General features: G+C 56.5%; 16 protein-coding genes and 1 pseudogene. 7 read left to right on the top strand and 10 right to left on the bottom strand.

What is annotated here, in order from left to right:
• Positions 1 to 53 precede the first annotated feature (53 nt).
• From ACZ1HJ_RS07570 to ACZ1HJ_RS07580, 3 genes are all read right to left on the bottom strand, one after another.
• Positions 54 to 980, bottom strand: coding sequence for an electron transfer flavoprotein subunit alpha/FixB family protein (locus tag ACZ1HJ_RS07570; protein ID WP_472721698.1), 927 nt, complete (start codon positions 978 to 980; stop codon positions 54 to 56).
• Complete coding sequence (locus ACZ1HJ_RS07575) at positions 980 to 1,738, bottom strand: electron transfer flavoprotein subunit beta/FixA family protein (protein ID WP_472721699.1); 759 nt, start codon at positions 1,736 to 1,738, stop codon at positions 980 to 982. The genes ACZ1HJ_RS07570 and ACZ1HJ_RS07575 overlap by 1 nt, the downstream gene beginning before the upstream one ends.
• A 274-nt stretch (positions 1,739 to 2,012) precedes the next feature.
• The gene (locus ACZ1HJ_RS07580; protein WP_472721700.1) at positions 2,013 to 2,969 is read right to left on the bottom strand and encodes an ABC transporter substrate-binding protein; all 957 of its coding nucleotides are present in this window, start codon (positions 2,967 to 2,969) and stop codon (positions 2,013 to 2,015) included.
• Positions 2,970 to 3,083: 114 nt separating this feature from the next.
• On the opposite strand from ACZ1HJ_RS07580, the gene ACZ1HJ_RS07585 reads away from it, so the two are divergent.
• Positions 3,084 to 3,551, top strand: coding sequence for an Lrp/AsnC family transcriptional regulator (locus ACZ1HJ_RS07585; RefSeq protein WP_472721701.1), 468 nt, complete (start codon positions 3,084 to 3,086; stop codon positions 3,549 to 3,551).
• Positions 3,552 to 3,620: 69 nt separating this feature from the next.
• Here the strand turns inward: ACZ1HJ_RS07585 and ACZ1HJ_RS07590 are convergent, their stop codons facing one another.
• The 6 genes from ACZ1HJ_RS07590 to ACZ1HJ_RS07615 form a co-directional block, all read right to left on the bottom strand.
• Positions 3,621 to 5,222: a BCCT family transporter gene (locus tag ACZ1HJ_RS07590; protein WP_472721702.1), complete on the bottom strand. Its 1,602-nt coding sequence runs from the start codon at positions 5,220 to 5,222 to the stop codon at positions 3,621 to 3,623.
• Between the two features lie 30 nt (positions 5,223 to 5,252).
• Positions 5,253 to 6,416 (bottom strand): extracellular solute-binding protein, encoded by a 1,164-nt coding sequence (locus ACZ1HJ_RS07595; RefSeq protein ID WP_472721703.1) that lies wholly within the window; start codon positions 6,414 to 6,416, stop codon positions 5,253 to 5,255.
• A 319-nt stretch (positions 6,417 to 6,735) separates the two neighbouring features.
• The gene (locus tag ACZ1HJ_RS07600) at positions 6,736 to 7,308 is read right to left on the bottom strand and encodes a cob(I)yrinic acid a,c-diamide adenosyltransferase (RefSeq protein ID WP_472721704.1); all 573 of its coding nucleotides are present in this window, start codon (positions 7,306 to 7,308) and stop codon (positions 6,736 to 6,738) included.
• Between the two features lies 1 nt (position 7,309).
• Positions 7,310 to 7,519 carry a twin transmembrane helix small protein gene (locus ACZ1HJ_RS07605; protein ID WP_472721705.1) on the bottom strand — a complete coding sequence of 70 codons (210 nt, stop codon included), beginning with the start codon at positions 7,517 to 7,519 and terminating at the stop codon, positions 7,310 to 7,312.
• 87 nt (positions 7,520 to 7,606) lie between these two features.
• Positions 7,607 to 8,440, bottom strand: a complete 834-nt coding sequence (locus tag ACZ1HJ_RS07610) for an SDR family NAD(P)-dependent oxidoreductase (protein ID WP_472722178.1) — start codon at positions 8,438 to 8,440, stop codon at positions 7,607 to 7,609.
• A gap of 35 nt (positions 8,441 to 8,475) precedes the next feature.
• Positions 8,476 to 9,093 carry an SH3 domain-containing protein gene (locus ACZ1HJ_RS07615; RefSeq protein WP_472721706.1) on the bottom strand — a complete coding sequence of 206 codons (618 nt, stop codon included), beginning with the start codon at positions 9,091 to 9,093 and terminating at the stop codon, positions 8,476 to 8,478.
• A gap of 140 nt (positions 9,094 to 9,233) precedes the next feature.
• Between ACZ1HJ_RS07615 and parC the strand changes: the two are divergent.
• The 3 genes and pseudogenes from parC (at position 9,234) to ACZ1HJ_RS07630 (ending at position 13,957) form a co-directional block, all read left to right on the top strand.
• Positions 9,234 to 11,538: pseudogene (gene parC, locus ACZ1HJ_RS07620) on the top strand (DNA topoisomerase IV subunit A).
• A gap of 101 nt (positions 11,539 to 11,639) precedes the next feature.
• Complete coding sequence (locus ACZ1HJ_RS07625) at positions 11,640 to 12,836, top strand: DUF898 family protein (RefSeq protein ID WP_472721707.1); 1,197 nt, start codon at positions 11,640 to 11,642, stop codon at positions 12,834 to 12,836.
• Positions 12,836 to 13,957: a M48 family metallopeptidase gene (locus tag ACZ1HJ_RS07630; RefSeq protein ID WP_472721708.1), complete on the top strand. Its 1,122-nt coding sequence runs from the start codon at positions 12,836 to 12,838 to the stop codon at positions 13,955 to 13,957. Before ACZ1HJ_RS07625 ends, ACZ1HJ_RS07630 begins: the two co-directional genes overlap by 1 nt.
• 3 nt (positions 13,958 to 13,960) lie before the next feature.
• Here the strand turns inward: ACZ1HJ_RS07630 and ACZ1HJ_RS07635 are convergent, their stop codons facing one another.
• On the bottom strand, positions 13,961 to 15,325 hold the full coding sequence (locus ACZ1HJ_RS07635; protein ID WP_472722179.1) for a cytochrome P450: 1,365 nt from the start codon (positions 15,323 to 15,325) through the stop codon (positions 13,961 to 13,963).
• A 109-nt stretch (positions 15,326 to 15,434) separates the two neighbouring features.
• On the opposite strand from ACZ1HJ_RS07635, the gene ACZ1HJ_RS07640 reads away from it, so the two are divergent.
• The 3 genes from ACZ1HJ_RS07640 (at position 15,435) to ACZ1HJ_RS07650 (ending at position 17,988) form a co-directional block, all read left to right on the top strand.
• Positions 15,435 to 16,214 (top strand): hypothetical protein, encoded by a 780-nt coding sequence (locus ACZ1HJ_RS07640; RefSeq protein WP_472721709.1) that lies wholly within the window; start codon positions 15,435 to 15,437, stop codon positions 16,212 to 16,214.
• 112 nt (positions 16,215 to 16,326) lie between these two features.
• Positions 16,327 to 17,502, top strand: a complete 1,176-nt coding sequence (gene tuf / locus ACZ1HJ_RS07645) for an elongation factor Tu (RefSeq protein WP_472721710.1) — start codon at positions 16,327 to 16,329, stop codon at positions 17,500 to 17,502.
• Between the two features lie 66 nt (positions 17,503 to 17,568).
• Complete coding sequence (locus ACZ1HJ_RS07650; protein ID WP_472721711.1) at positions 17,569 to 17,988, top strand: ATP-dependent Clp protease adaptor ClpS; 420 nt, start codon at positions 17,569 to 17,571, stop codon at positions 17,986 to 17,988.
• Positions 17,989 to 18,072: the final 84 nt, after the last annotated feature.

The following is an 18,072-nucleotide window of genomic DNA, read 5'->3' on the forward strand; positions in this document are numbered from 1 at the left end:
ATGGCGAGCCGCATTTTTGTAAAAGACGCCAGCGCCGAGGCGCAAACGATCTATCAGAGTTTTTCAGTCAGTTCCGGCACTGCTTGGAACAGATCGGCCACGAGGCCATAATCGGCCACCTGAAAGATCGGCGCTTCTTCGTCTTTGTTGATGGCCACGATGATCTTCGAGTCCTTCATGCCCGCAAGGTGCTGAATGGCGCCTGAGATGCCCACCGCGACGTAGAGATCAGGTGCAACAACCTTACCGGTCTGACCCACCTGCCAGTCGTTTGGCGCAAAGCCACTGTCGACCGCGGCGCGTGATGCACCAACGGCAGCGCCGAGCTTGTCGGCCAAGGCTTCGATGATCTTGAAGTCGTCTTCCGACCCAACGCCACGTCCACCAGATACAACCACGCCGGCTGATGTCAGCTCGGGGCGATCACTTTCGGCAACCTTGTCTTCAACCCATTCGCTCAGGCCAGGATTGGCGGCAGCAGAAATGGTTTCCACACTTGCCGACCCGCCTTCGCCAGCGGCGTCAAAGGTAGAGGTCCGGAAGGTCACAACCTTCTTGGCATCGCTTGATTTGACCGTCTGGATTGCGTTACCCGCATAGATCGGACGTTCGAACGTGTTGGCATCGACAACACCAGATGCGTCCGAGATCACCATCGCGTCCAACAATGCTGCCACACGGGGCATCACGTTTTTAGCGTCGGTGGTGGCAGGGGCCACGATGTGCTCGTAGTCGCTCGCCAGCGATACGATCAGCGCGGCGGTCGATTCCGCCATGCGGTGACCCAGAGATGCGTCCTCGGCGACCAGCACTTTGGATACGCCGTCGATCTTGGCCGCGGCAGCACCGGCATCAGCGGCAGAACCACCACAGCACAGCGCCGTTACGTCACCCAGTTTGCTTGCGGCAGTGACGGCCTTTGCGGTCGCGTCCATTGCCAGTTCGCCATCGGTTACTTCTGCGAGAAGAAGAACAGCCATTATACAGCCCCCGCTTCTTTGAGTTTCGCTACGAGCTCGTCGACCGAGCCCACGATTTCACCCGCTTTGCGCGCTTCGGGCTCGTCCGTTTTGACAACCTCGAGACGCGGGATGACATCAACGCCGTAATCAGCAGCTGTTTTCTCATCCAGCGGCTTCTTCTTGGCTTTCATGATGTTTGGCAGAGACGCATAGCGCGGCTCGTTCAGACGCAAATCAACGGTGATGATCGACGGCATCTTGACCTTGATGGTCTGCAGGCCGCCATCAACTTCGCGCGTGACTTGCGCGCTGTCGCCATCAATGTCCAGCGCAGAGGCGAAGGTCCCTTGAGACCAGCCCAGAAGCGCGCTCAACATTTGACCTGTTGCGTTCATGTCGTTGTCGATCGCCTGTTTCCCGGCCAGTACGATACCGGGCTGCTCTTCTTCCACGATCTTGGCCAGGATCTTGGCAACGGCCAACGGCTCAATATCATTGTGAACGTCGTCGGTTGCGACAACGAGGATGGCGCGATCTGCACCCATGGCCAGCGCTGTACGAAGTGTTTCCTGGCTTTGCTTGACGCCGATCGACACGGCGATCACTTCGTCCGCCTTGCCGGCTTCTTTCAGGCGGATGGCCTCTTCGACAGCAATCTCGTCAAAAGGGTTCATCGACATTTTGACATTGGCAAGATCGACACCGCTGCCGTCCGCCTTGACGCGGACCTTAACGTTATAGTCGATCACGCGTTTGACAGGTACGAGCACCTTCATTGGCATGGTCTCCGTTAAAATGACGGAGAGCCGCGCGGATGCGACTCTCCAAAAAGCTCTGAAGCGTTCAATATAGATTTGTTAATCAAGGAAACAGGGAAAAATCGTCACGTTTGCGTCTTACGACGTCGCGTTTCCGATTTTATCTGCTCAAACGGCGTCATCCGGCGGCAATAAGTGCCGGTTTGCCTGTTTTTGCCGGGCTTCCGATGATGTTTGCGATGTGACCGGGGCGGTGGTCGCCCCGATCTTTCTCGGTTGCGATTGGACTTGATCAGGAACCGCTTGCTGCGCTTACCCACGGCTCCCAGATGTTGCGGTTGTTTTCCAACCACTCGGCTGCGGCATCCTCTGGTTCCATCTCGTCAATATCGACCAACTTGGCCATCTCGGCGATCTGTGGATTGGTGAAGGAGATTTCGGTCAACACCTTATAGGCGCCCGGCCATTTGTCCGGCATGCCGTCCCAAGCGGCCTTTTTCAGATATCCATTGGCTGGATTGCCGCAATCATGCGCTTTGTCCGGGTTTGGTCCAAAACTTGGGTCTTTGTCACAGCCGTCTTCCCACACCGGGAAATCCACAAATTCTCCCGGCCAGACGGCCTCGGCAAAATTGGGTGTCCAGTTGAAGACAACAACAGGTCTCTTGTCTTCTTCAGCAGCAGCGATCTCTGCCCAAAGAGCCGCGGCGGATCCCGCATTGATCACGACGAAATCCATTTCCAAGGCTTCGACTTTTTCCTGCGCGTGTTTCAACCAATCAACCGGACCGTCCAGATAGCGGCCCTTTGAACCGGTTTCAGCAGTGGCAAAGAGTTCCGCGCAATCATTTAGCGCTTTCCAGTCCGGCAAACCGGGGCAGGCTTCCTTGCTCCAGAGCGGATACCACCAGTCTTCCCGCGTCACGGCGTCATGATCACCCGCATCATGCAGGCCGCCCTTTTCCAACGCTGTTGTAAAGGACTTGCCGAAGGCACCTTCCCAGACTTCCAGCTCAAGAGTTACATCGCCAAGGCGCACGGATTCGTAGACCGCCTGACTGTCTGTCGTGACGTACTCGACATTGTTCCCCATGGATTCGAAGATTTGCCCGACCACGTTGCTCATCACAATTTGGCTGGACCAGTTGTGGATCGGAATAACGATCGGTTCACTGCTGTCGGCGGCGTGTGACACCACCGGGGCGGCTGCCAGCACGGCAGACATCATTGCGATTTTTATCGGTTGCATACTACAGTTTTCCTCCAAAGATTCTGTACTATTCAAAATTGTACCCATGGCACGCGAGCCAAATCTGGTTTAAAATCCATCGAATTTGCCATTTTGTAGAGGATTTCATCTAAGATGACCGAGAGTGATGAGCTTGACCATGTTGACCGCGAAATCCTTCAGGCATTGAGCGAGGATGGTCGTGCCAGTGTTGAGAAAGTCGCAGAACATGTGGGGCTGTCCCCGACTCCGGTGCGTCGCAGAATAAAACAGCTGGAAAAGAGGGGTGTCATCACCGGCTACCGGGTTGTGATCGACCCCGAAAAATGCGGGCTTGATCTGGCCGTCTATGTTCTGGTGACACTGACGGCAGGAAGCGCTGAGATGATGGCCGAATTTGAACGGGCTGTGAAACAGATGCCCGAAGTTCAACGGTGTGACCTCCTGGCTGGTCCCAATTGCTATGTGCTGACGATGCGGGTCAAAAGCATGAAATATTACGACAAATACCTGCGGGAACATCTCGTGAGCTTGCCGAGCGTTCACGCGATTGAGTCGCGCTTTGTGATTGGTCAGGTCAAAGACGTGGCTTTGTTGCCCTGAATGCTGCGCGTCATGCAGAAAGGAAAAGGGGCGGTTGAACCGCCCCTTCTTTTGGTTTGAACACCCTGTTTAACGGTTCAGGAATTCGAGGTCATACTTATCCTCGACATCCGGTACCGGGTGATCTTCGTGCAAGGATTTAACCGTACCGTAGATCATGAAGAGCAGGATGACCGCGATCGGCAGACCGGCCACGATCGACGCGGTTTGCAGAGCGTTGAGCCCGCCCGCCAGCATCAACACGCCAGCCACCAGACCCGCGGTCAGACCCCAGAAGATGCGGAATTTGACCGGCGGGTTCTCATCACCCATCGACAACATCGTGCACATCACAAGTGTGCCCGAATCCGACGATGTCACGAACCATGAGATCAGCAGGATCGTGATCAGAACGGTGATTGGGTAGGTAAGCCAGCTATAGCCGAAGCCTGCGACGGTCTTGAACACGCCGGTGGCGTAGTCCTCATTGACCGCGTCCATAACGCCCGCGCCATAGAACAGATCTACCCCGGCAGCGGCGCCACCAAAGACACCCATCCACAGCATCACGACCGAGGTCGGGATCAGAAGGACGCAGAAGCAGAACTGTCGGATGGTACGGCCCTTGGAAACCCGCGCGATGAAGAGACCCACGAAGGGGCACCACGCAATCCACCAACCCCAGTAGAAGATGGTCCACCAGCCTTGCCATTGCACTTCGGGATCACCGTTGATCCAGAAACCCATGGGAATGACGTTCCAAAGGTAGTCACCGAAACCAGAGATAGTGACGCCCAGCAAAAACGCCGTTGGTCCAAGGATGATGAAGAGCACTAACAGACCGACGGAGGCCATCACATTTGCCTCTGAAAGGATCCGGACGCCTTTGCCCACGCCCGACGCGGCGGATGCCGTACCAAGACAGGTGATGATGGCGACCAGTATCAGTTGGTTTGTTTGCGTATTCTCCATCCAACCCAGGTTTTCGAGGCCGGCGGCAATCGGTGTCACGCCAAGACCAAGCGACGTGGCCAGACCAAAGATGGTGCCGAAGACACCGATCAGATCCACCAGATGACCCCAGGGACCGTAGATCTTGTCCTTGAGCACCGGGTAGAGTGCTGTCCGCAGTGTCAGCGGCAGATCGCGGCGATACGAGAAATACGCTAGGCTCAAGCCAACAAGGACGTAAAGCCCCCAGCCGTGAAAACCCCAGTGGAAGTTGGTCACCGTAACCGCCGAGATGGCGGCATCGACGCTGCCAGCCTCTGCGCCAGCGCGGTCCATGAACGGGCTGCCCTGGATGTGATACATCGGCTCGGCCACGCCCCAGTAGATCAACCCAGACCCCAGGCCCGCACTGAAGAGCATGCAGATCCATGAGAAAGTTGAAAAATCGGGTTCGTCGTCATCCTTGCCCAGTTTCACCTCTCCAAACCGGCTGATCATCAGCCAGAAAACAAAGAAAAGTGCAGCATTGACGACGATGACATAGAACCAGTCCATCGTGTTCAGGATGAAGTCTTTGCCCGCCGAGAATACCTCGGACGAGCGTTCGACATCCATGATTGTGTAGAGCACAAAGCCGATGATCATCACCATGGATAGGATGCCCATCAGGGGGTTCATGCCCGCGAATAAGCCCGACTTGGCTACAAGATTGTCGGGTTTGTTGGTTGTTTGGTCACTCATTTTCTTAACCTCTATATCCTGTGAGCCGCATCAGCGGACTGTGCCCGAGGCACCCTGACGGGCACCGGCGGTCAGCCAGGCTTGGAATGCTTCTTCGAGGCGGGCATGGTTTTGGGCCCACCAATTGGCGTCAGACCGGATGCTCAGCTTGTCCTCATAGGCGGGGCCATTGGGGATTTGCGCTAGCGTGTCGCCCGTCAGCCGCGAAACAGCGGATTTTCGGGTAGGGCCGTTGGGTAGGAAACCCACCATATTGGCCAGCGACGTGGTGCTGCTGGCATAGCGGATAAACTCGATCGCTTCGTCCTTGTACCGGCTGCCTTTGGGAATGCCGAAGAGATCCATTTCGATCACACGACCATCCATGTTGACGGTGAAATCCGCGCCGTCTTCCTTGGAGGCCGTAGCCCCCGTGGTGGCCCAGATCATCGACATGGCAACCTCGCCATCATTGAGAAGGCGCACCGGCTGACGCCCTGATTGCCAGAGCATCAAGCCCGGACGGATCGCGTTCATCTTCTCCAAGGCGCGCTCGACACCCTCTTCGGTTTCAAGCGTGGAATAGACATCGTCGCGCGCTACGCCATCGGCCATCAGCGCCCATTCCATTATGACCGTGGGATCGTTTCGGATCGCACGCGGGCCGGGGAAAGTTTCGGTGTCGAAGAAATCGGCGATGCTGGCCGGTGGGTTCGACGGGAAGGCCGATTTGCTATGGGCGAACGCCGTTGCCCAGACAATCACACCTACACCACAGTCGTTCAGGGCACCCTCAACGAAATCCTCTTCTGCGGGCGTGCCATCGGACCCCGCTGGCAGGGAAATTCCAGACAGATCCTCCAGCAGTCCTTCTTCGCAGGCGCGAAGTGAATCGGCTTGCGTCAGATCAACCACGTCCCAAATCACATTGGCAGATTCGACCTGATCGCGGATTTCGGAAATGCCACCATTGTAGTGTTCAACGTTGACACGGGACCGTGTCTCTTGCTCGTAGGGCCGCACAAAGCCCAGCATCTGGCTGCGCATGTAGGGACCCGTCCATGACGTAAACGTAATTTCGCTCGGCGCTGCAGCGGCCGCGCCATCCACGGCGGCGGTGCTTTGCGCAAAGGCCAATGCGGGTAGCACCGTTACTGCCAGTGTGGCCCCAAACATTCGGGCACGCGCAGGCAACGGGTTTCGGATAAATCTCATTTTTGTCCTCCCTGGTTCTAGGATCGCCCGGTTGTTTTTCTCACCCTAAAATTCTGTTTAGGATGGCCGGGATATTCTTGAGCTAAACTTCAGGCTGGCTGAATTTAACTTCAGGAAAGATTGAATGGGATTCGGCCCGTTACGGCAAATGGAATCGACTCTAATTGCCGATAAACCGACATTTGAAATTAAAGTTCTGGTTGAAGGCGGCAACGGCACAATCGTGCCAATGGGTCAATAGGTAGAACTACGCATGGCGGTTTGGAAGCTGTCGGGCACGGCCAAGTTGTTCGGCATGCGGGAGCAAATTCGCTTGAAATTAGCGATTGGCGCCGGGGACCCAAAGCACATCATCACGGCCATCATCATTGGCCATCCGCGCCGCAACGAAAAACCAGTCCGAAAGCCGATTGAGGTACTTTACGGCGGCCGGATTGATGTTTTCCATCGTGGCCAGTTCTACCGCCAGCCGTTCTGACCGGCGACACACAGTCCGACACAGATGCAGATAAGCGGCCAAAGATGATCCGCCTGGCAGGATGAAGCTGCGCAAGGGCTCCAGCACGTTGTTCATGGCGTCGATTTCGGTTTCGAGGCGGGCCACCTGAGCATCGCTTACACGCAATGGCGGATACTCCGCATCGGCATCTTTTTCCATGTCGGGGCGGCAAAGATCAGCGCCAAGATCAAAAAGGTCGTTCTGAATGCGGGCAAGGGCCGCGTCCACATCACCCTTGGCATGCAAGCGGGCCAGCCCAACGGTCGAGTTCACTTCGTCAGTTGTGCCATAGGCGTTGACGCGGGCGGAGTGTTTGGCCACGCGCGTGCCATTGCCCAGAGCGGTTTCACCGGCATCGCCGGTTTTGGTGTAAATCTTGTTCAGAACGACCATGTCATTGCCCCGTTTGTCTGCGGATAAAGACGAAAAGTAGGATAAGTGCGACAGCGATAAACTGCGCCCCAATGCGCCAACGCATGATCTTGTTGGCATGTTTCCGGTTGAATTCACCACCCTTGCCGAAGGTAAAGATGCCAAACATCAAAATACCCGCGACACCCAGACAGGCGATGGCCACGACGTAAAAAAGAGGGTCGTCTCTCATGGGCGGGTCCTTTCTCCGACACTGAGCGCACATTTAGGCGGCCCGGCGCGGAAAGCAAAACAGTTATTCATCAGCGGCAACTCAGGATCAGGACTTCGAGAGTACCCAATCAAGCGCGCGTGTCGGCAAAACACGTCGCAATGTGCCCATGATGTAGGTGGGTGTCGTCACGTAATACCGTGGTTTCGGGCGGCTCGATTCCAACGCATGGATGAGTTTCTGGGTCACCGCGGATGCAGGAAGTTCAAACTGGTCCTTTTTGCCATCATGTTCATAAAGACGTTTCAAGACCCCTGTGCGATACTGTTCGGCCCGGGGGGAGTTTTCCCAATCAATCCACCGTTCAAAATGCGGGATACTGTTTATGCGAATATCAGATGTCACCGGTCCGGGCTCAATCAGGATGACTTCAACACCGGTGCCGCGCATCTCGATGCGCATCGTGTCCGTCAGTCCTTCAAGAGCGAATTTCGTGGCATTGTATGCGCCGCGCATTTTCAACGTGACGAAGCCCAGAACCGAGGAACACTGGACGACCCGCCCGTGTCCCTGCGTGCGCATCACTGGCAAAACCTGCCGGGTTAATTCGTGCCAGCCAAAGAAATTCGCCTGAAAGATGTCACGCAGCGCATCGGTGGGTAAATCTTCCACGGCGCCAGGGCATCCGAACGCACCGTTGTTGAACAGTGCGTACAACGTGCCGCCCGTGGCTTCCAATACCTCTGCCAAGCCGGATGCGACGGTTGCTTCATCCTGATAATCGATCAGCGGACTTTCAAGCCCTTCAGCGATCAGCCGGTCGCAATCAACTTGTTTGCGGCAGGACGCAAAGACGCGCCAGCCGCGCGCCTTTAGCCCGTGGGCGGCATCATAGCCTATTCCCGAAGAACAGCCGGTGATCAGGATGGTTTTCTGGCTCATGCCCAAGCTATGGCGCGCCGGGATGTTTGATGCAATCAGTTTGCGGCGGCGCTGACCAACCAATCGGCCATCCAGCCTTCTTGCTGGGTGTCCAGCACGCGGATGTTAAGCCAGCCGTCCTCGGATGCGCCAATGACTTCAACTTCGGTGTCTTTGGTCAGTTTGCCAATGGCCAGGTAATAGGTGCTGGGACCATCCCGCATATTCACCACCGTGCCGGTGACGCGCCGAATATCCAGCGGTGGCAGATCCACCTCGGCCAGATCGGCGTCGGCATCAGGCGCCTCCGTGAGAACTTCGGTCTTCAACGGATCGCTTTCGAAAACGGGTTGTGCTTCTTCGGTCACATCCACGGCGGCAAGCGTGACCTGCAAGCGGCTTTCATCGGTCAGGTTGAGGTCATCAAGCGTCGAGAGCGCACGGGTCACGTCGCCTGCATCAGAGCTGTCTTCAACAGCCGCGGCACCAACCGTCGCGGTGTCCGCGTCCAAGACAGCAACGTCCACTTGCACAGGTCGGGCCAGAGGTCGCACATCGTCAAGCTTTGCGCGCGCTTGTAGCGACTGTGTCTGCGGCTGATAGTCAGCCCCGCCACTGAGCACATAGAATGACCATCCCAGAAAGGCGAATGTTGCTATGATAAAGCGCCACATCGCGCGTCCCCCATTTACCAAACGAATTTGAGCAGTGACGTGTATATAAGCGATTCCCTCCGTCGACACATGGGAAAAGCATAAAACTTTCCCACCTAACCCGCTTTACGGGCGAATCCGCCTTGGGTATCACAGCATCTATGAGCGATTTGCTGGACGACCCCAATATCGAGCCTGAAACAATATCTGAGCCTCTGCGCCGTGCGATCGGTGACAGGTATTTGACCTATGCGCTGAGCACGATCATGCACCGCGCGTTGCCGGATGCGCGGGATGGATTGAAGCCTGTGCATCGGCGAGATCCTGTATGCAATGCGCGAGTTGCGTCTGAGTTCGACCGGGGGGTTCCGCAAATCCGCCAAGATCAGCGGCGACGTGATGGGCAATTATCACCCGCATGGCGATGCTGCGATCTACGATGCGATGGCGCGGCTGGCCCAGGATTTCGCCGTGCGCTACCCGCTGGTCGATGGGCAGGGCAATTTCGGCAATATCGACGGGGATAACCCCGCCGCAAGCCGCTACACCGAAGCGCGCATGACCGCAGTCGCAGAGGCGTTGCTGGAGGGGCTTACCGAAAACGCCGTAGATTTTCGCGACAATTACGACGGGACGCTGACCGAGCCGGTCGTTTTGCCCGCGACCTTTCCCAACCTGTTGGCCAATGGGTCCTCAGGCATTGCCGTGGGTATGGCCACCAACATCCCGCCGCATAACATCGCGGAGCTGTGTGAGGCTTGCCTGCACCTGATCAAGACGCCGGATGCGCGGGACGACACGTTGCTCAAATACGTGCCCGGCCCCGATTTCCCGACAGGCGGTGTCATTGTAGAGCCGCCCGAAAGCATCGCGCAGGCCTACCGCACCGGGCGCGGATCCTTCAGGTTGCGTTGTAAATACGAGGTCGAGGATATGGGGCGGGGGCAGTGGCAGATCGTTGTCACCGAAATCCCCTATCAGGTTCAGAAATCCAAGCTGATCGAAAAGATTGCCGAGCTGATCCAATCGAAGAAAATCCCGATCCTTGCCGATGTCCGAGATGAAAGCGCAGAAGACATTCGACTGATCCTTGAACCACGCTCCAAAAATGTCGAGCCGGACGTGTTGATGGGGATGATGTTCCGCAATTCAGACCTGGAAGTGCGGTTCTCGCTTAATATGAACGTGCTGATTGATGGGGTCACGCCCAAGGTCTGCAGCATGAAGGAGGTCTTGCGCGCATTCCTCGACTTCCGCCAAGAGGTACTGATCCGCCGGTCGACACACCGGATGGAGAAAATCGACCATCGGCTTGAGGTGTTGGAGGGGCTTGTAGTTGCCTTCCTCAATCTGGACCGGGTCATCGATATCATCCGCTATGATGAGGATCCCAAAGCCGCACTGATGCGCGAAAACTGGTCCAAGACCCATGTCCGCGCCAACGACGAAGCTGATTATGTACCGCCGCCGCCCAGTGAAGGTGAATTGACCGAATTGCAGGCGGAATCGATCCTGAACATGCGGTTGCGCAGTTTGCGCCGACTGGAAGAGATGGAACTGCTGCGTGAGCAATCCGAGTTGATGGAGGAACGTGCAGGTCTTGAGGATTTGTTGGACAGCGAAGACTTGCAATGGGAAAGCATCGCAGAGCAGCTCAAAGACGTCCGCAAAAAGTTTGGCAAAGACTATGAATTCGGTGCGCGCCGGACGCAATTCTCGGAAGCCGGTGAAGTGGAAGACGTGCCGCTGGAGGCGATGATTGACCGTGAACCGATCACGGTTGTCTGCTCGCAAATGGGGTGGATCCGGGCCATGACTGGCCATATCGACCTCACGCGGGAGCTGAAGTTCAAAGACGGTGATGCGCCGCGCTTCATGTTCCATGCCGAGACGACGGACCGGCTGTTGGCGTTTGGGTCAAATGGCCGGTTTTACACAATCAGCGCATCCAACCTGCCGGGCGGGCGCGGCATGGGGGAACCGCTTCGCCTGATGGTCGACTTGCCGAATGAAGCCGAGATCGTTGATCTATTTATCCACGAACCCGCGCGAAAACTGCTCGTCGCGTCCAGTGCGGGCGACGGGTTTTTGGTGCTTGAAGATGACGTTCTGGCCCAAACGCGGAGCGGCAAGCAGGTCCTGAACGTCAAGGACGGGGTGCAGGCGCATGTGTGCCAGTCTGTGACCGGCGACCACGTGGCCTGCGTTGGCGAAAACCGAAAGGTCCTGATCTTTCCGTTGGATGAATTGCCGGAAATGGGCCGTGGCAAGGGTGTGCGGTTGCAGAAATACAAGGATGGCGGCCTGAGTGACGCCACCACATTTACGCTATCTGAGGGGCTAAGCTGGCTTGATCCGGCGGGGCGCACCCGGACTGAAACTGAATTGGCGGAATGGATTGGTAAGCGGGCCAGTGCGGGTAGAATGGCGCCGCGCGGCTTTCCGCGCGACAACAAGTTTACCTGAAATCTGCCTAAAAGAGACCTCATTTACCCGGAATATCCTTCTGGTAGTGCTACGGAATTCGAACTAAGGCACCCGAAAGAGTAAGCGTTGGAAGGTTCACCATGAACGACAATAAATCAATAATTGCGGGCCATTACACAGGCGACCGCAGCGAACTTTTCAAATTGGCTATGGTGACATCACTGCTGACCATGGGCACGCTTGGCATCTACCGGTTCTGGGCCAAGACACGTATCCGAAAATACATCTGGTCGTCGATCAGCGGAAAAGGTGATCGCTTTGAATACACCGGCACCGGTCTTGAAAAACTGTTGGGCTTTCTGGCCGCCGTTGTGATCTTGGCCATCTATCTGGGCGTGATCCAGATGTTGTTGTTCTACTTTGGTGTGAACCTTTTTCGCGAGCCGCAATCGATGGCCGAACTGGTGGCACAGCAAGCCGGGCTTTATGTCAGCGTGTTTGCCGTTCTGCCATTGATCCTGTTCGCTCAGTATCGCGCGCGCCGCTACAAAATGGCCCGAAGTCGATGGCGCGGTGTGCGTTTTGGCGTTGAAAACGGCGCATGGGGATACGCGATCCGTGCGATTGGACACTGGATACTGACGATCCTGACCTTGGGATTATTGTTGCCCCGACAAACCTTCATGCTGGAAAAATACATCACGGATCGCAGCTGGTACGGGTCCGCCAAGTTTGAACAGCAGGGTCGCTGGCAAGAGATGTATCCCGCAATTACGCATCTGGCGATCGGTATCGTGGTCACAGGGTTGGCAGTCGCCCTGCTTATCTCGGGCGGTTCAATTGCTGGCGTTCTGTTGGTGTTGGTCGGCTATATCTGGACGTTGATCGGGTATGTGTCCTACCGCGTGCGCACGTTCAAATACCTGACTGATCACAAAACTCTGGATGGCGACATCAGTTTTCGCGCAGTCCCGGAGACAAGCTCGGTCGTGGGCTACATCCTTCTGGGCGGGCTGGTCCTGATGATCCTCGGATCCATACTGGTGTCCGTTTTCACCGCGATTGTGAGCTTTCTTTTGGGCCCGTATTTGATGGCGGGTCCGGGTGAAATGGGTGTGATCGGTTTTGTTGCGGCGGCTGTGATTTACCTCGGCACGCTGACAATTCTTTCTGCCCTGTTGCTGGTCTGGATCACGCAGCCCACCCTGCAGCATGTCATTGCATCAACGGTGCTTGAAAACGCGGAAGCGCTGGATGCTGTTCGGCAACGTTCAACCGATGAAGGTGCGGATGCCGAAGGCTTCGCAGATGCGCTTGATGTGGGCGGCGCCATCTGATGCAAAGTGTGGCGGGCAGTTACTTTGACGGACAGTCGGCTGTGCGCCACCGGGTCGATCTGCGGATCGAGAATGAGACCGATCTGGTGATCATAGGTGCGACGTTGCCCGATGCATTGATCTGGCCCTTGTCCCGCCTGCGCGTCACCGACAAACGTGCCAAGACTGGTGAGATGACGCTGAGCCTGCATTCACATGAAGGCGATGAGAAGCCTCTGGAAACGGCGCGTGTCACCCTGAGTGAGCAATCCATGATCGCTCGGATTGAAAAGCTGAGCCCGGACTTGCACCGCAGGGACCTGCGCCCTGGTACGTGGGGCAGGGTGGTGAAATACACCACAATTGCTGTGGCATCGGTGGTGCTCATGCTCTTTGTGATCCTGCCACGAATGGCGGATACGTTGGCGGGATTGATCCCCATAGAAAAGGAAATTGCCCTTGGCAAATCGATCACCGCCCAAATTGAAAGGGCCTTGGGTGGGACGGATTTTGGCGCCCTGAACTGTGTCGATCCAATGGGTAGGGCAGCACTTGATCAGATGACGGCCACGTTAACCGAAAGCCGGGACATGCAATATGAATTGGACGTCACGGTTTTCGATCACCCGATGATGAATGCATTTGCCGCCCCCGGTGGCCAGATCGTCATCATGCGGGGCTTGATTGATCGGGCCTCAAGCCCTGAAATGGTGGCAGCCGTCCTCGCCCATGAAATCGGACATGTCGAAAACCGCGATCCCACGCGGCATGCATTGCGCGCCGTTGGCACGGGTAGTTTGCTATCGATCGTTTTGGGAGACGTTACCGGCGGGGTGGTGGCCGTTTTTCTGGCAGACCGTCTCTTGCAGGCCAGCTATACGCGCGAAGCAGAGGCACGCGCGGACGTCTTTGCGCTGGAGACGTTGAATAATGCGTCCATCGACAGCACCGGCATGGCAGATTTCTTTACGCAGATCGACGAAATGAGCGGCGAGAGATCAGAAGTGATGGAATATTTTGCCACTCACCCTGCCAGTGCGGGTCGCGCGGCGCGGGCGCGAGAAAATGCCGAACTGAATGGCGGCTCGGCAACGGTCTTGAGTGAAGAGCAGTGGCAGGACCTGCAAAACATTTGCGATTAATCTTTACGGCGTCATCGCTTCAGCTTCGAGCCAGACACCCCCTTCGGGCCTAAGGGTCAGGATCATGACAGGGTCCGGATCGCGACCCGGGACTTGTGTGAACCGGAACCGCGACAAGAGCGTGGCCAGAATGATCACCGCTTCCTGCAACGCAAAGCTGGCCCCGATGCAAATCCGCGGCCCATCCCCAAAGGGCAGGTAGGCATACCGTTCAATCGCCTTGCGGTCGGCAAAACGATCCGGGCGGAATGCGTCGGCGTCCTCCCACAGCAATTGGTTTCGATGCAGGGCGTAGATCGGGATGATCACGGTATCACCTGCCCGAATGTCCCGGCCGCAGAGGGTATCATCCGCAAGCGCTGTGCGTGAAACCATGGCCGCAGGTGGATAAAGGCGCAGAGCTTCGTCGGCAATCATGCGAATGAAGGGGAGGTTTGCGACATCGGCGCCTGTGGCTGTCCGGCCTTGCAGCACCGATTGTGCCTCGGCTCGGGCCCGGTCCTGCACGTCCTGATCGAAGGCACAAAGGTAGAGTGACCAGGCCAGTGTGAGCGCCGTGGTTTCATGGCCAGCCACGATAAAGGTCAGCAAGTTATCCCGTAATTCGGCCGTGTTCATCTGGCGTTTGGTCTCTGGATCTTCGCCGGCCAGCAACAGGTCCAGCAAATCGGGCACACCCTTGCTGCCGCGCGCGCGCCGGGCTTCGACGGCCTCATCGGCGACGCTCTTCATTTGCGCCACGGCCTTGCCGGTCATCATGCGACCCGGACGCGGCACCCAATCGGGAAACCCGAGGATGTCAAAAAGCGAGATTTTTCCGGCCTCGGCGATATAGGCGTCGATGGATTTGTGAACAGCGTCGCCATCAAACGTGCCATCCCCGGAGAACGTGACCTCGCTGATCACGTCAAAAGTTGTGCGCACCATGTCATCCGCCATGTCCACAGCACGCGGGCCCGCGGCGGCGATGCGTTCACAACTGCGCTCGGCCGCAGCCCCCATGATTGGTCCGAGATTTGTCACGTTGCGATGCGAAAAGACCGGGGCGGCCGTGCGCCTCTGCCAGCGCCAATGGGCGCCTTCAGCAATGAAAAGGCTATCCCCAATAGCCGGACGCAACAGGTTTTTGGTCACAATGGATTTTGGGTAATTGTCCAGGTTTTCCAACAACATCTGACGGATTGCACCCGGATCCATCACCATATGCCACCGTTTGCCGGTTCGGCCCGAGATCATCGGCTGTTTGGTCGCGATCTGTGGAATGATGGTCAGCAGGTTGTGTCGTGCAGCTTTGAGGCTTTGCAAAATACCCATCGGTTCGGTCACAAGCGGGACGTGAACGGGAAGGTTGGGTTTCAACATCGGCATACCTTTCGCGGTTGCCATAGATATAGGTTGGCCCGTGCGGCGCGGCAAATGATTGCGCTGAAACGTCCGCTGCGGTATCCGGATTGCATAAAAACCTGAAGGGATGCTGATGTTTCGCAAGTTTGCCGCCGTCCTGGCAGTCGTTCTACTTGGCGCATGTACCAATCCAAATGATCTCGATGACGCGCCTGCCTATCTGGGCAACTTCACTTTGGCGCATAATGTGGTTGTCGCGCCCAACATCACAAAAGGTCCCGCGTCACGGGAAGCCAGCACCGAAGAGTGGATCACCGAGATGAAGGCGGCCGTTGATGAGCGGTTCCGGCGATATGACGGGGACAAGCTCTATCATCTCGGGATCAGCATCGAAGGCTACGTCCTCGCCATTCCCGGCGTCCCGATCGTTGCCTCTCCCAAATCCGCGCTGATCCTGAATGTGACCGCCTGGGATGATGCGTCTCAGACCAAGTTGAATGAAAAGCCCGAACTGATCACGGTTGTCGAGAGTTTCTCGGGCAAAACCATTTTGGGGTCAGGGCTGACGCAGTCAAAAGAAGCGCAGATGTTCAACTTGACGCGCAATGCGTCGAAACTGATTGAGAACTGGTTGGTCAATCAAAACAATCAACTCGGTTGGTTCGAGGCCGATGGCAGACCTGCCAAGGAAAAACTGACATTGCTGGGGAATCGGGTGGAGCCGGAAGCGGATGAAGCCTATGCCTCTGAAGATGCTGGCGCAGAGGACGCAACGGCGACTGATACGCAAGCACCCGTTGAAGAAGCCGGTTCTGATGCGCAAACACCATCGAGTGACGCGGCAGCCGCCGCGGCGGCGGCTGCCACGATCATCGAAGAGCCCGAAGTGGTCGCACCCGGCGAGGACGGTTGATATCCGTGAATTGGCATGTAGCGCTTGATTTTCTGTGCGCCTTTCAATAAACGGCGCGCGATGAGCATAATCGGGCCGGCATGGCCCCCCAACAGACAAGGCGCCTCGAGACATGGCAAAGGAAAAGTTTGATCGTTCGAAACCGCATGTGAACATTGGGACCATTGGTCACGTTGATCACGGCAAGACGACGCTGACGGCGGCGATTACCAAGTATTTTGGTGATTTCAAGGCGTATGACCAGATTGACGGCGCGCCGGAGGAGAAGGCGCGTGGGATCACGATCTCGACGGCGCATGTTGAGTATGAGACCGATGCGCGCCACTACGCGCATGTGGATTGCCCCGGCCACGCCGACTACGTGAAGAACATGATCACGGGTGCGGCGCAGATGGACGGTGCCATTCTGGTGGTGAACGCGGCCGATGGCCCGATGCCCCAGACCCGCGAGCACATCCTGCTGGGCCGTCAGGTGGGCATCCCCTACATGGTTGTCTACATGAACAAGGTCGATCAGGTTGACGATGATGAATTGCTGGAACTGGTTGAAATGGAAATCCGCGAGCTTCTGAGCTCGTATGACTTCCCTGGCGACGACATTCCTGTGATCCCCGGCTCGGCGCTGGCGGCGATGGAAGGCAACAACCCAGAGATTGGCGAAGAGTCGATCAAGAAGCTGATGGCGGCCGTGGATGAATACATCCCGACCCCTGCGCGTGCGGTGGATCAGCCGTTCCTGATGCCGGTGGAAGACGTGTTCTCGATCTCGGGCCGCGGTACGGTTGTGACCGGCCGGGTGGAGCGTGGCGTGATCAACGTGGGCGACGAGATTGAAATCGTCGGCATCCGCGACACGGCGAAAACCACCTGCACGGGCGTTGAAATGTTCCGCAAGCTGCTGGATCGCGGTGAAGCGGGCGACAACATCGGCGCGCTGCTGCGCGGGATCGACCGTGACGGTGTTGAGCGTGGTCAGGTGCTGTGCAAGCCGGGTTCGGTGACACCACACACCAAGTTCGAGGCCGAAGCCTATATCCTCACCAAAGAGGAAGGCGGGCGTCACACGCCGTTCTTCGCGAACTACCGCCCGCAGTTCTATTTCCGGACAACGGACGTGACCGGCACGGTTGAACTGCCAAGCGGCACCGAGATGGTGATGCCGGGCGACAACCTGAAGTTCGTGGTTGAACTGATCGCGCCGATCGCGATGGAAGACGGCCTGCGCTTTGCGATCCGCGAAGGCGGCCGCACCGTCGGCGCCGGCGTCGTCGCCAAAATCATCGAGTAAGGCTTTGCCCAATAAACCAATGGAAAGCGGTCAATTTTTGGCCGCTTTCTTTTTTTATGTAAAGCCATGCGAGAATTGTATGGCATTGAATTTCAAAATGATGATGTCACGCCCATGGAGCACGTTGTTGAGCTCTTGGTGCGAAGTTTGGATCTGTCCGAAGCTGAAGCATTTGAACGCGTATTAGCAATCCACACTAATGGTTCCTTTGTTGTGACGCTGGCGGGCAAACCCAGTATCGACAATACTTTTGCTGAGTTAGTGCAAATATCAGATGAGCTGAATTCTGACGTGAAGTTTTCAACGGTTGGTCCGTTTCCCACGGATTACCAGGAAAAATGGGAAAGTGAATTGCAGAGTGCCACACTCGTGAAAAGTCCCATCGCTTTTTTGCTGATTGTCTTTTTGGTGGTCGGGCTTTTTATTAGTCTTGCCGCGATCGCCGGGTACAACCTGTTACCAACGACTGACATTTTCCGGCGATAATTTCGGCAGATCATTTTGCATGTTTCAATGATCCAGTTGCATTTAGCAAAGCACCTGCGACGCACTGTCGCGTGCCGCTTTAGC

Source organism: Roseovarius sp. JB2-10, from assembly GCF_055693585.1.

Bases quoted from the DNA above. Each gene is read 5' to 3' on its own strand.
- ACZ1HJ_RS07570 (WP_472721698.1), bottom strand. From the start codon at position 980: ATGGCTGTTCTTCTTCTCGCAGAAGTAACCGATGGCGAACTGGCAATG.
- ACZ1HJ_RS07575 (WP_472721699.1), bottom strand. From the start codon at position 1,738: ATGAAGGTGCTCGTACCTGTCAAACGCGTGATCGACTATAACGTTAAG.
- ACZ1HJ_RS07580 (WP_472721700.1), bottom strand. From the start codon at position 2,969: ATGCAACCGATAAAAATCGCAATGATGTCTGCCGTGCTGGCAGCCGCC.
- ACZ1HJ_RS07585 (WP_472721701.1), top strand. From the start codon at position 3,084: ATGACCGAGAGTGATGAGCTTGACCATGTTGACCGCGAAATCCTTCAG.
- ACZ1HJ_RS07590 (WP_472721702.1), bottom strand. From the start codon at position 5,222: ATGAGTGACCAAACAACCAACAAACCCGACAATCTTGTAGCCAAGTCG.
- ACZ1HJ_RS07595 (WP_472721703.1), bottom strand. From the start codon at position 6,416: ATGAGATTTATCCGAAACCCGTTGCCTGCGCGTGCCCGAATGTTTGGG.
- ACZ1HJ_RS07600 (WP_472721704.1), bottom strand. From the start codon at position 7,308: ATGGTCGTTCTGAACAAGATTTACACCAAAACCGGCGATGCCGGTGAA.
- ACZ1HJ_RS07605 (WP_472721705.1), bottom strand. From the start codon at position 7,519: ATGAGAGACGACCCTCTTTTTTACGTCGTGGCCATCGCCTGTCTGGGT.
- ACZ1HJ_RS07610 (WP_472722178.1), bottom strand. From the start codon at position 8,440: ATGAGCCAGAAAACCATCCTGATCACCGGCTGTTCTTCGGGAATAGGC.
- ACZ1HJ_RS07615 (WP_472721706.1), bottom strand. From the start codon at position 9,093: ATGTGGCGCTTTATCATAGCAACATTCGCCTTTCTGGGATGGTCATTC.
- ACZ1HJ_RS07625 (WP_472721707.1), top strand. From the start codon at position 11,640: ATGAACGACAATAAATCAATAATTGCGGGCCATTACACAGGCGACCGC.
- ACZ1HJ_RS07630 (WP_472721708.1), top strand. From the start codon at position 12,836: ATGCAAAGTGTGGCGGGCAGTTACTTTGACGGACAGTCGGCTGTGCGC.
- ACZ1HJ_RS07635 (WP_472722179.1), bottom strand. From the start codon at position 15,325: ATGCCGATGTTGAAACCCAACCTTCCCGTTCACGTCCCGCTTGTGACC.
- ACZ1HJ_RS07640 (WP_472721709.1), top strand. From the start codon at position 15,435: ATGTTTCGCAAGTTTGCCGCCGTCCTGGCAGTCGTTCTACTTGGCGCA.
- tuf (WP_472721710.1), top strand. From the start codon at position 16,327: ATGGCAAAGGAAAAGTTTGATCGTTCGAAACCGCATGTGAACATTGGG.
- ACZ1HJ_RS07650 (WP_472721711.1), top strand. From the start codon at position 17,569: ATGCGAGAATTGTATGGCATTGAATTTCAAAATGATGATGTCACGCCC.